The following is a 12189-nucleotide window of genomic DNA, read 5'->3' on the forward strand; positions in this document are numbered from 1 at the left end:
GGCTCAGCCCTTTCTGGCGTTGTAGGCCTGGATGCCCAGCCCCAGCAGCTCGATGGCACGGGTCACATCCTCGGGGTTGGTGACATAGGCGATGCGTACCTTGTTGCGGCCCAGCTCGGGATCGGTGAAGAAGCTGTCGGCAGGGGTGACCATGACAGTCTCGCCATTATCCTCAAATTCCTCCAGCAGGAAATACTGGAGCTTTTCCGCATCATCCACCGGCAGCGTCACCATCAGATAGAAAGCTCCCTCGGGGCAGCGGAACTCCACGCCGGGGATCTTGGAAAGGGCAGCCACCATGGCGTCCCGGCGGCGGCGGTACTCCTCCCGCACCTCGGTATAGTAGTTGGCGGGCAGCTCATTGTACATGGCGGCGGCGCCCACCTGGTCCAGCGTGGCGGTGCACAGGCGGCCCTGGCACAGCTTCATGGCCTCGTCCATCAGCTCGTGGTTCCGGGAGATGACGGCACCCACCCGGGCGCCGGTGGCGGAAAAGCGCTTGGACACGGAGTCGATGACCACCACGTTCTCGGCGGCATCCTCCAGCTCCAGCATAGAGGTGACCTTCTCGCCGGTATAAACGATCTCCCGGTACACCTCGTCGCTGATGAGGAACAGGTCGTGCTCCTTGGCGATGTCCGCCATGAGGCGCATCTCCTCCCGGCTCAGCACCACGCCGGTGGGGTTGCCGGGGTTGGTCATGAGGATGGCCCGGGTGTGCTCGTTGATGAGGGGCTCGATCTGTTCACGGGTGGCGAAGCGGTAGCCCTCCTCCGCCTTGGTCTTGATGGGGCGGATCTTGCCGCCGGTAATGTTGATGAAGGTGGTGTAGTTGGGATAAAAGGGCTCGGGCACCAGGACCTCGTCCCCCTCCTCCAGGATGCAGGACATGACGATTTGCAGTGCCTCGCTGCCGCCGTAGGTGGCCAGGATGTCATCCCGGGAGATGGGGAAGCCCAGGCTCTCATAATACTTCTGGGTAGCCGTCAAAAAATCCGGCACTCCGGGGGCAGGAGCGTATTCCAGAACGCTGTCGCTGAAGCGGCTGATGGCCTCGAAAAACACTCTGGGGGTCTCAATATCCGGCTGTCCGATATTCAAGTGCCGGACCTTCAGGCCCTTTTCCACCGCCGCCATCTCATAGGGATAAAACTTCCGCACGGGAGAGAGCTCACACCGCTTGATCTTGCTGGAAAACTTCATGACTGTATTCCTCCATCTGTCTCAATGAAATCACGATGTACTTGGCGCGTGTCACAGCGGCGAAGGCCGCCGGCACCGGAGGGAATAAAAAAACGCCCCCGACCTGCGTCAGGGGCGAAAAGGATCTTTCCACGGTACCACCCTGATCTGCCTGCCCATTGGGCGGCATCTCACGTCATCCTGTAACGGGGATGGGCCGTTCCGCTCATCGCGGACTGCTCCAAAGTGGCTTGCCTCGCGGCGTGGGCTGAGGGCTTGCACCGGACCCCTCTCGCTGAAAGCCGGTTTCACGAGGCTGGCTTTGTCATCGCTTTTACTGGTTTCTCATTATACGGCTTCAAAAGAATTTGTCAAGCCCGGTAGTACAAAATTTCATGGTTCCTCATTCGGAAACGGCGGGGCTTCATCGGCGGCACCGCCGGTGCCGCCCATCTGCATCTCCTGCCACTGGGCCCGGGTGATGAGCAGCTGCCGGGGCTTGGAGCCCTCAAAGGGGCCCACGATGCCCCGCTCCTCCATCTGGTCCACCAGGCGGGCGGCCCGGGAGTAACCCAGCTTCAGCCGCCGCTGCAGCATGGACACGGAGGCCTGTCCCGTCTCCAGCACCACATCCACGGCGGCGGGCAGCAGTTCGTCGCCCTCGTCCTCGGCGGAGGGCTCCGCAGCGGCACCCTTAGCGCCGCCCTTGTCCTTCTCCTGGAGGGATTCCTCGATCTTGGCCATGACCTCGTCGGAGTAATGGACCTCGCCGGACTGCTTCACAAATTCCACCACCTGCTCGATCTCCTCCGGGGAGATGAAGCAGCCCTGGACACGGGTGGGCTTGCCGGCTCCCAGGGGCGCGTACAGCATGTCGCCCTTGCCCACCAGCTTTTCCGCGCCGGTGTTGTCCAGAATGATGCGGGACTCCAGAGAGGAGGCCACGGCGAAGGCGATGCGGCTGGGGATATTGGCCTTCATAAGGCCGGTGATAACGTCGGCGGAGGGCCGCTGGGTGGCAATGACCAGGTGCACGCCGGCAGCGCGGCCCATCTGGGCCACGCGGCAGATGGATTCCTCCACCTCCTTTGCCGCCACCAGCATCAAGTCGGCCAGCTCGTCGATGACCACCACCACGCTGGGCAGCGGCTCCAGCTCCTCGCTGGCACGGGCCAGACGGTTGAACTCCTCCAGCTTCTTCACGCCGTGCTCGGAGAAGGTCTTATACCGCTTCATCATTTCAAACACCGCCCACTGCAGCGCGCCGGCGGCCTTTTTCGGGTCCGTCACCACCGGGATGAGCAGATGGGGGATGCCGTTGTAGGGGGCCAGCTCCACCATCTTGGGGTCCACCATGATGAAGCGGACCTCGTCGGGGGTGGACTTGTACAGCAGGGAGATGATGAGAGAGTTGGTGCACACGGACTTACCGGAGCCGGTGGTGCCGGCGATCAGCACGTGGGGCAGCTTTTCGATGTCGCCCACGATGCACTGCCCGCCGATGTCCTTGCCTAGGGCGAAGGCCACCTTGGACTTGTGCTCCGTAAAGGTCCGGGACTCGATGACATCCCGGATGAGCACCGGGGTCACCTGTTTGTTGGGCACCTCGATGCCCACCACGGAGATCTTATCGGGGATGGGGGCGATACGGACGCCGGTGGCACCCAGGGCCAGGGCGATATCGTCCGCCAGGTTGGTGATCTTGGAGAGCTTCACGCCCTGGTCCAGCACAAATTCGTACCGGGTGACAGAGGGGCCGTGGACCACGTCGCCGGGTGTGGCGTCCACGCCGAAGCTGGTGAGGGTCTCCGCCAGGCGGCGGGAGTTATTGCGCAGCTCGGCGCCAGTCTCCGTGTAGTTCTCGCCCCGGCTGGCCTGCAGCAGGGTGATGGGCGGGAACTGGTAGGCGTCCTCCTCCGCGGAGAGCTTCTGCTCGATCTCCGCCGTGACGGCGGCGGTCTGCTCCGCCACCTCCCGGGCGGTGCTGGCCTTTTCCTTTCGGGCGGACACGGCAGGCTGCTCCGGCGGCGTCTGGCTGGCTGGCATCTCCGGCCGGATAGGCTCCGGCGCAGCCTTCACAGCGGCGGGAGCCGCTGTCTCCGCGCTCTTGTCCGCCGGGATGGCCGGCGTCTTTTTCCGTTCCGGCGCGGCCTTTTCCGTGTGCTCCGCAAGCACCTGGTCGGGGGTTTTCTGCTGGGCGGATTTATGGCGGAAGAAGCTGGTGAAAATGCCGGGCTCCTTCTCCTTCGCCTTGGCCGGCGGCAGGGCCGGGTCGTCGTCCAAGGGGAAGTCGATCTGGGGCTTTGGCTTCTGCTCCGCGGCAGGACGGCGGGCAGGCTCCAGGGGCACCACCCGGACATGGGGCTTTTCCGGCTCCTCTTCGTACATAGGCCGGCTGCGGTGCTTTTCAATGAGGGCGCCAACGGTCAGCCGCAGGGACACCATCACGACGATCACCAGCAGCGCGGTAAAGACAATGATGGAGGCCACCTTGGAAAACACCTTGACAGAGCCCTCCGCCAAGGCACCGGCGATGGCGCCGCCGGACTGAAGGGTCGTGCCGGTGAGCCAGAACTGCTTCAGCGCCCCGGCGGAGGAGGGGAATTCCACCTGGCACAGCACCATGTGGCCCAAAGCGCCCAGCAGCACTGGGATCAGCAGCGTGCAGATGACCCGCAGCTGCACCGGACGGCCGTGATGGAACAGCAAAATAAGCGCCGCCAGCAAAAGCGCCGGGCAGGCCAGCCAGTAGCCGTAGCCCAACAGGCCTTTCAGCAGCAGGGCGAACCAGTCGATGAAAATGGCCCGGATGTTGAAATAGCTGACGCCCACACACAGGGACAGCACCAGCAGGATAACGCCCCACACCTCCCGGCGGATGGGGCGCTTTTGCGGTTCAAGAGGCTTCTTTGCGCGGGTGGAACCGCCCTTGGCTGAAGAGCCACTCTTTTTTGTTGTGCTTGTTGATTTCTTTTGTGTCGCGGCAGCCACGCCCGCACCTCCTTGGAAATTTTACAGGTAATGGTTACTTTTGAATGACGGTCAACACCAGCGTCAGGGCGCCTACGATCCAGCAATAATAGGCGAAGGCGCCAAACTTACCCTTGTCAGCGATCATTTTCAGCAGGCGGATGCAGGCGTAGCCCACGGCGGCAGCCACCGCCACGCCCACCAGGTACACCGGCACCTCTCCCCAAACCACGGTGTCCATGGCGTCTTTCAGGCTCAGAACGTTGGCCCCCAGAATGGCGGGGATGGACAGCAGGAACGAATAGCGGACAGCGAACTTGCGGTCAAAGCCCACGAAGCATCCGGCGGTGATGGTGGTGCCGGAGCGGGAGATGCCGGGGCAGGTGGCGAGGGCCTGGGCCACGCCCACCAGCAGCACATCCAGCATGGTGGCGGTCTTTTCCGTCTTGCGGCCCTTTTTCACCCGGTCACTGGCATAAAGCAGGCATCCGGTGACCAGCAGGGCGGCGGCTACGAAGTACATGTTGTCCGCCAGCCCCTCCACCAGGTCCTGCACCGGCAGCACCAAAAAAAGTGGCAGCGTGCCCACGATGATCAGCAGGATGAGCCGCCGGGCGGGGGGGACAGGATTGGGCGTGGAGTGATGTACCAGATCGCCGACGCCGGCGAAGAATTCCAGGACCATGTCCCGGATATCCTCCCAGTAGGCCGCGAACACGGCCACCAGGGTGCCCAGGTGCAGCAGCACGTCGAAAAATTCCGGGACCTCCAGGCCCTTCATACCCAGCAGGTGCTCGGCAATGGCCAGATGGCCGGAGCTGGAGATGGGCAGAAACTCCGCGATGCCTTGAATCAAGCCCAAAATCACAGATGAAAGCAGTGACAAGTGGTTCACCTTCTTAAAAAATTGCTCGTATTGAGATAGTATACCATGCCGGCGGGGAAAATTCCAGAAATATTTACAACAGCCGCCGGCCTCTCCCGGGGCGCGGCAGGCCGATTTCCGCAAAAAACGACAAAACAGGAGCCGCTGTCACGGCTCCTGCCTGGTTTATTCCGTTTCCAGCTTCCGCAGGGCCGCCTTGGCGGCAGACTGCTCCGCTTCCTTTTTGCTGTGGCCGGAGCCGGTGCCCACTTGGGCACCGTTCAGCAGCACTTCCGCCAGGAAGGTCTTGTCGTGATCGGGTCCCTCCTCGCCGATCATCCGGTAGGTCAGCACCTGGTCCGCCTGCCGCTGGACCAGTTCCTGGAGAGCTGTCTTGTAATCCCGGCGGCGCTCCTCCACCACTTCCTCCTTCTCCGCGTCCAGCAGGCAGCGGTGGATGAGGGCGGAGGCGGCGCCGATCCCGCCGTCCAGATACACCGCGGCGAACACGGCCTCCGTGGCGTCCGCCAGAATGGAGGTCCTCTCCCGGCCGCCGCCGGCCTCCTCACCCCGGCCCAGCTTCAAATACCGGCCCAGGTCCAGCTTCCGCGCCACCTCGTACAGGCTCTGCTCACACACCAGGGCCGCCCGGATGCGGGTCAAGTCCCCCTCCGGCAGGTCCGGGTGCTGGAGGAAGAGAAATTCCGCTGTCACGAAGCCCAGTACGGAATCCCCCAGGAACTCCAACCGCTCGTTGCTGCGCAGGCCGGCGGAGCGGTGCTCGTTGGCGTAAGAGCTGTGGCTCAGGGCCTCGCTGAGGAGGCCGGGGTCACGGAACGTATAATTCAGTTTTTTCTCTAACTCCTGCATGCTGCACACTCCAAAAGGACGCCCCGCACAGGGCGGGGCGTTTCGTCCGTTGTTCAGTCGCCGACCTTGCTGGCGATATAGTTCACCACATCGCCCACAGTCTTGAGGGTGGCCACCACTTCCTCGGAGGTCTCGCCCACTTCGAACGCATCCTCCACGCTCATGATCAGCTCCACAACATCCACGGAGTCGGCACCCAGGTCGTCAAAAAATTCCGTGTCCATGGTAACCTGCTCGGGGTCCATCTCAAAATGGTCCGCCACCAGCTCCTGCATCGTCTGAAAAATATCCTCGGTCGACATATCCAAATCCACTCCTTATGGAAATACTTGTTGGGGTAATCATACGGCAACCACCGCGCCGGTGTCAATAGGCAATCAAACTTTTTCCGGAGCGGGCTTCACCCGCATATAGTCGATATTCTTCTCGATCTCCTCGATAAAGCCGCTTTCGGCGTACTCTTTGGCCCGCAGAATGGCATTTTTGATGGCGTTGGCGTCAGAGCCGCCGTGGGCTTTGATGACGGGCTTGGAGATGCCCAGGAAGGGCGTGCCGCCGATCTCCGCCGGGTCCGCCTTCCGCTTTAGGCCGGCCATCTCCCTTTTTACCATCATGGCGCCCAGCTTCGTTCTGCCGTTGGTGAGGTACACGTTTTTCAGCTCCTTCATGAGGAACTTGGCGGTGCCCTCCAGGGTCTTGAGCATGACGTTTCCGGTAAAGCCGTCCGCCACCACCACGTCCACCTTGCCCAGCACTGCGTCGTTGGCCTCCACATTGCCCACGAAGTTGATGCGGCCCTGTTCGCCGGCCTCCCGCAGCAGGGCAAAGGTCTCATGGCGGAGAACATCGCCCTTCTCCTCTTCGGCGCCGATGTTCAAAAGGCCCACCCGGGGGCTCGGGATGCCCCGGACCTTCTGGGCGTAAAAGCTGCCCAGAAACGCAAACTGCAGCAGGTACTCCGGTGTGCACTCGGCGTTGGCGCCGCAGTCGCATAGAGTGATGTGTCCCCCCAGAATGGGCACGCTGGGGCCCAGAGCGGCCCGGCGGATACCCTTGATGCGCTTGACCAGCAGCGTGGCCCCCGCCAGCAGGGCGCCGGTGGAGCCGGCGGAGACGAAGGCGTCTCCCACCCCCGCCTTCAAAAGGTTCATGCCGACCGTCAGGGAGGAGTCCTTTTTCACCTTGAAGGCAATGGCGGGGTCGTCGGCGATCTCCACCACCTCCGAGGCGTCCCGGATCTCCACGCCGGACGGCAGCGTCTTTTCGCCGCAGGCCTCCACAGCCCGCAGCACCTCCGCCGCCCGTCCAACCAGCAGGATCTCCGTGCCGTACTCCCGGTGGGCGTCCAAAGCGCCTTGAACAATTGCCTGGGGGGCATTGTCGCCGCCCATGGCATCTACGATGATCTTCATTGGCACACCTCTTCTTTCAGCCGGTCGATGATAGCCAGGGACCGGGCGGACAGCTCCGCGTTTTTGTTCCGCTTGCCCTTGACCCTGTGGTCCAGGGGCGGTATGATGCCGAAATTGATGTTCATGGGCTGGAACACCGTCACCGACTCGTTGCTGACGTACAATCCCAGGGCGCCGATGGCGGTCTCCTGGGGGAAGTCGATGGGAGGCTTACCCAGCAGGCGGCGGGCGGTCTCCACGCCCACCAGAAAGCCGCTGGCCGCGGACTCCACGTATCCCTCCACGCCGGTCATCTGTCCGGCGAAGGAGATGCGGGGCTCCGCCTTGAGCCGGTAATACCTGTCCAGCAGCCGGGGAGAATTCAAGAAGGTATTGCGGTGCATGACGCCGTAGCGCAGGAACTCCGCGTCGTGAAGGGCGGGGATCATGGAAAACACCCGCCGCTGCTCCGGAAAGCGCAGGTGGGTCTGGAAGCCCACCAGGTTGTACACGGTGCCGTCGGCGTTGTCCCGCCGCAGCTGCACCACCGCATAGGGCCAGCGGCCGGTGCGGGGGTCATCCAGTCCCCGGGACTTCAAAGGTCCGTACAGCAGCGTGTCGTGGCCCCGGCGGGCCATGACCTCCACCGGCATGCAGCCCTCAAACACCAAGCTGTCCTCAAAGCCGTGGACCTCCGCCTCCTGGGCGGTGGTCAGCGCCTCCCAGAAAGCGTCATATTCCTCCTTGTTCATCGGGCAGTTTACATAATCATCCGTCCCCCGGTCATACCGGGAGCCGAACCAGGCCTTGTCCATATCCACGCTCTCAGCGGACACCAGGGGCGCCGCCGCGTCGTAAAAATGGAGGTTGCTGTCTTCTCCCAGCAGGCTTTGCAGCCGCTCCGCCAAAGCGTCGGAAGTCAAAGGACCGGAGGCGATGACCACCTCTCCCTCGGGGATGTCCGTGACCTCTCCGGGGACCACGGTGATGTTGGGGTGGCTCTTCACCTTTTCCGTCACCATGGCGGCAAAGCCGTAACGGTCCACCGCCAGGGCGCCGCCGGCCTCCACCCTTGTGGCGTCGGCGCAGGTGAGGATGAGGCTTCCCAGGCGGCGCAGCTCCTCTTTCAAAAGCCCCACGGCGTTTTCCAGCTGGTCGGAGCGCAGGGAATTGGAGCAGCACAGCTCCGCGAAATCATTTGTGACGTGGGCAGGGGTCTTTTTCTCCGGCTTCATCTCCCGCAGGGTGACCCGGATGCCCCGCTGGGCCAGCTGCCAGGCACATTCGCTGCCGGCCAGGCCCGCGCCGATGACGGTAACGTTCATAGGGATACTCCTTTATTTTGATGTGCCCCGCGGCCCGGTGCGTCACACCTCTGCCTTTTTGGAGGCGGTCTTCTTAGCGGCGGTCTTCTTAGTGGCGGTCTTCTTCCCCGCCGTGGTTTTTTTGGCTGTGGAGGTCTTCTTCGCCGTGGTCTTTTTGGAGGCGCTCTTCTTTTCCGCCGGCTTTTTGGCAAGCGCGGATGCTTCCGCCTCGGCCTCCGTGTTTTCCTCTCCGTCGGTCTTTTTCTTCGGATAGCCCCGCTTCTCCTCCGGCAGGAAGTTTTCGCAGGCGGGGTTGATGCAGAAGGGCTTTTTAAAGCCCCGGCCGGCCTTTTTGAACATGGTCTGGCCGCACACCGGGCAATCGTCCTTCACAGGCACGTCCCAGGACATGAAGTCGCACTTCTCCGCCTCGTTTTTGCTGTTGAGGTGCTCGCAGCAGTAATAGGTGTACTGCTTGTTGGTCTTTTTGCTCATGCCGGTGCGCTTCATGAGCCTGCCGCCGCATTTGGGGCAGCGGCCGGGCATCTCCACCACCAGCGGCATGGTGAAGCTGCAGTCGGGATAGCCGGGGCAGGCCAGGAACCGGCCGAACCGGCCGGACTTCACCACCAGGTTGCGGCCGCACTCCGGGCAAATTTCCTCACTGACCTCATCGGGCACCTTGATGCGGGGCCCCTCCTCCGCTTTCTGGACGCCCTGGTCAAAATCTCCGTAGAAATTGCGCAGCACGTCCTTCCAGGGGGTGGTCCCCTCCTCCACGGAGTCCAGCTTCCGCTCCATGTTGGCGGTGAACTTCAAGTCGGCAATATCCGCGAACCAGTCCTTCATCCAGGCGGTCACCGCCCGGCCCAGGTTGGTGATATGCAGGTATTTGCCCTCCTTGATGACGTACTCCCGGTCCAGGATGGTGGACACGGTGGGGGCGTAGGTGGAAGGACGGCCGATGCCCTGCTCCTCCATGGCGCGGATAAGGGTGGCATCGGTATAGTGGGCGGGGGGCTGGGTGAAATGCTGGTCCCGGGAGAAATCCTTCAGCGTTAGAATCTCACCCTCCCGCAGGGCGGGCAGGGGAGATTCCTTCTCCTCCTTCTCCTCGTCCCGGCCCTCCTCGTACACGGCGGTGTAGCCGGAGAATTTCAAGCTGGAGGAGCTGGCCCGGAAGCTGTGGCCATTTGCCTCAATATCCACCGCCACGCTGTCATACACGGCGTTGGCCATCTGGCAGGCCACAAAGCGGCTCCACACCAAGCGGTAGAGCCGGTACTGCTCGCCGGTCAAGTCTTTTTTCAGCATCTCCGGCGTCCAATTGACGTTGCTGGGGCGGATGGCCTCATGGGCGTCCTGGGCGTTTGCCTTGGCCTTGTAGCGGTGAGTCTGGGCAGGATAATACTCCTTGCCGTAGCGGCCCAGAATAAACTCCTTGGCGGAGGCCAGGGCCTCCTCGGAAATGCGCAGAGAGTCGGTACGCATGTAGGTGATGAGGCCCACGGTGCCCTCCCCCTCGATGTCCACACCCTCATACAGCTGCTGGGCGATGGCCATGGTACGGCGGGGGGTCATGCTGAGCTTGCGGGAGGCCTCCTGTTGCATAGTGGAGGTGGTAAAGGGCGGAGAGGGGCTGCGCTGCTTGTCCGTACGCTTTACGGACTTTACCTGGAAGGCGGCGTTTTCCGTCTCCCGCACCACAGCATCCACCTCCGCGGCGGACTTCAGCTCCGCCTTTTTGCCGCCCTTGCCGTGATAATGGGCGGCGAAGGGGACCTTTTTCACGTCGCTGCCCAGAAGGTTGGCGTCCAGGGTCCAGTACTCCTCCGGCTGGAAGGCCTCGATCTCCCGGTCCCGGTCATCCACCATGCGGGTGGCCACGGACTGGACCCGGCCTGCGGACAGTCCCCGGCGGACCTTCTTCCACAGCAGGGGGCTGAGCTCGTAGCCCACGATGCGGTCCAGGATGCGGCGGGCCTGCTGGGCGTCCACCAGGTCCTGGTTGATGTCCCGGGGCTCCCGGATGCTCTCCTGGACCACCTTTTTGGTGATCTCGTTGAATGTGACCCGGCGGGTCTTTTCGTCCGGCAGGTCCAAAAGCTGCTTCAGATGCCAGGAAATGGCCTCTCCCTCACGGTCCGGGTCGGTGGCGAGATACACCATGTCCGCGCTTTTGGCGGACTTTTTCAAATCGCTGATGATCTCCTCTTTTCCCTTGATGGGCTTGTAGACCGGCTCAAAGTCATGCTCCAGATCCACACCCAAAACGCTTTTGGGCAGGTCCCGCAGATGGCCCATGCAGGCCTTCACCTCAAAGCCCTTTCCCAGGTACTTGCCGATGGTTTTGGCCTTCGCGGGAGACTCCACGATGACCAGGCTGTGATTTGCCATAGTTACCTCCATACGCCCTTCGGGCGTGTTATTCTGTAATGGATACCACGCGGGTATAGCGCTTGCCGCTGTGCTGTATCACCAGATTCTCAATCTCCAATACCGTCAAGGCGGACAGCACCCGCCGGGTGGGGATGCCGGTGGCTTCGATGAGGTCGTCCACCTGGATGGGCTCCTCCGCCGGCAGCGCCCGTAGCAGGACGATCTGATCGTCGGTAAGGCCCAGGGCCGGGTCCGCCGGGTCCACCGCGGGCGGCACCGGCTTTGCCTCCGCCCGCTGGCGGGCCTGGTAGCCCGTCACCTCCGGATGGGACCGTGTCTGCGTTCTGCGCAGCTTTTCCGGGAAGCGGGCCTCGTATTCCCGCAGGATGTCCCACGCCTCGCTCACCAGTCCCGCGCCGTCCCGAATGAGCTGGTTGCAGCCCACACTGTTGGGTGCATCGATGGGACCGGGAACGGCGAAGACATCTCTCCCCTGCTCCAGCGCCGTGCCGGCGGTAATGAGGGCGCCGCTGCGCTCCGGCGCCTCCACCACCAGTGTTGCCAGGGACAAGCCGGAGAGGATACGGTTGCGGACGGGGAAATGGCTCCCCGCAGGGCGGGTCCCCGGGGGATATTCGCTTAGGAGCACGCCGGATGCCGCCACATCCTCGTAGAGGTAGCGGTTTTCATAGGGGTACTGGACATCCAGTCCGTTGCCCACCACGCCGGCCACGGTGCCGCCGGCGCGAAGGGCGCCTCTGGCTGCCGCGCCGTCGATGCCGGAGGCAAGGCCGCTGACCACCAGCGCGCCGCCGTGGGCCAGGCCATAGCCCAGCTTCTCCGCCGCGGCGACGCCGTAGGGCGTGCACTTCCGGGTGCCCACCACGGCCACCGCCGCCTCCTCGTCAAAGGCCGGCAGCCGGCCCTTCACGTACAGCAGGCAGGGCGGGTCGTAAATATTCTTCAGCCGTCCGGGATAGGCGGCGTCCTGCAGTGTCAAAAGCGTCAGTCCCAGCCGCTGGCAGTCCGCCAGGATGCGGTCGGCGGCGGAGAGGTCATGGTCCGCCAGCAGCGCCGCCTGCTCCCGGGTCATGCCCTCCGTCAGCAGCAGCTCGCCCTCGTCGGCGTAATAGATGTCCTCCGGCGTGCCGAAATGGCGCAGCAGCGCCAGCCGGGTCTGGTTCCGCAGGCCCCGCAGGTTCGTCAGCCACAGCCAGTATTTCAGCAT

General features: G+C 63.1%; 9 protein-coding genes. All 9 read right to left on the reverse strand.

Annotated features, from left to right (window positions below; all coding sequences use genetic code 11):
* Window positions 1–3 precede the first annotated feature (3 nt).
* Complete coding sequence (locus ACTQ4R_RS02910) at window positions 4–1203, reverse strand: pyridoxal phosphate-dependent aminotransferase (RefSeq protein ID WP_441625658.1); 1200 nt, start codon at window positions 1201–1203, stop codon at window positions 4–6.
* Window positions 1204–1575: 372 nt separating this feature from the next.
* Window positions 1576–4050 (reverse strand): DNA translocase FtsK, encoded by a 2475-nt coding sequence (locus ACTQ4R_RS02915; protein WP_441625660.1) that lies wholly within the window; start codon window positions 4048–4050, stop codon window positions 1576–1578.
* Window positions 4051–4207: 157 nt separating this feature from the next.
* A complete protein-coding gene (locus ACTQ4R_RS02920; protein WP_441625662.1) occupies window positions 4208–5047 on the reverse strand; it encodes an undecaprenyl-diphosphate phosphatase in 840 nt (279 codons plus the stop codon).
* A 156-nt stretch (window positions 5048–5203) separates the two neighbouring features.
* Complete coding sequence (rnc, locus tag ACTQ4R_RS02925; RefSeq protein ID WP_441625664.1) at window positions 5204–5887, reverse strand: ribonuclease III; 684 nt, start codon at window positions 5885–5887, stop codon at window positions 5204–5206.
* Window positions 5888–5940: 53 nt separating this feature from the next.
* Entirely contained in the window at window positions 5941–6189 is a 249-nt protein-coding gene (acpP, locus tag ACTQ4R_RS02930) for an acyl carrier protein (protein WP_441625666.1), read from the reverse strand.
* Between the two features lie 75 nt (window positions 6190–6264).
* A complete protein-coding gene (gene plsX, locus ACTQ4R_RS02935) occupies window positions 6265–7299 on the reverse strand; it encodes a phosphate acyltransferase PlsX (RefSeq protein WP_441625668.1) in 1035 nt (344 codons plus the stop codon).
* Window positions 7296–8603, reverse strand: coding sequence for a methylenetetrahydrofolate--tRNA-(uracil(54)-C(5))-methyltransferase (FADH(2)-oxidizing) TrmFO (gene trmFO, locus ACTQ4R_RS02940; protein WP_441625670.1), 1308 nt, complete (start codon window positions 8601–8603; stop codon window positions 7296–7298). Before trmFO ends, plsX begins: the two co-directional genes overlap by 4 nt.
* 42 nt (window positions 8604–8645) lie before the next feature.
* Complete coding sequence (topA, locus tag ACTQ4R_RS02945) at window positions 8646–10979, reverse strand: type I DNA topoisomerase (RefSeq protein WP_441625672.1); 2334 nt, start codon at window positions 10977–10979, stop codon at window positions 8646–8648.
* Window positions 10980–11007: 28 nt separating this feature from the next.
* Window positions 11008–12189 (reverse strand): DNA-processing protein DprA, encoded by a 1182-nt coding sequence (dprA, locus tag ACTQ4R_RS02950; protein WP_441625674.1) that lies wholly within the window; start codon window positions 12187–12189, stop codon window positions 11008–11010.

It is taken from the genome of Dysosmobacter sp. Sow4_B12 (assembly GCF_052116665.1).
In the GTDB taxonomy this organism is placed as follows: domain Bacteria; phylum Bacillota; class Clostridia; order Oscillospirales; family Oscillospiraceae; genus Oscillibacter.

Bases quoted from the DNA above. Each gene is read 5' to 3' on its own strand.
- ACTQ4R_RS02910 (WP_441625658.1), bottom strand. From the start codon at position 1,203: ATGAAGTTTTCCAGCAAGATCAAGCGGTGTGAGCTCTCTCCCGTGCGG.
- rnc (WP_441625664.1), bottom strand. From the start codon at position 5,887: ATGCAGGAGTTAGAGAAAAAACTGAATTATACGTTCCGTGACCCCGGC.
- acpP (WP_441625666.1), bottom strand. From the start codon at position 6,189: ATGTCGACCGAGGATATTTTTCAGACGATGCAGGAGCTGGTGGCGGAC.
- plsX (WP_441625668.1), bottom strand. From the start codon at position 7,299: ATGAAGATCATCGTAGATGCCATGGGCGGCGACAATGCCCCCCAGGCA.
- trmFO (WP_441625670.1), bottom strand. From the start codon at position 8,603: ATGAACGTTACCGTCATCGGCGCGGGCCTGGCCGGCAGCGAATGTGCC.
- topA (WP_441625672.1), bottom strand. From the start codon at position 10,979: ATGGCAAATCACAGCCTGGTCATCGTGGAGTCTCCCGCGAAGGCCAAA.
- dprA (WP_441625674.1), bottom strand. From the start codon at position 12,189: ATGCTGAAATACTGGCTGTGGCTGACGAACCTGCGGGGCCTGCGGAAC.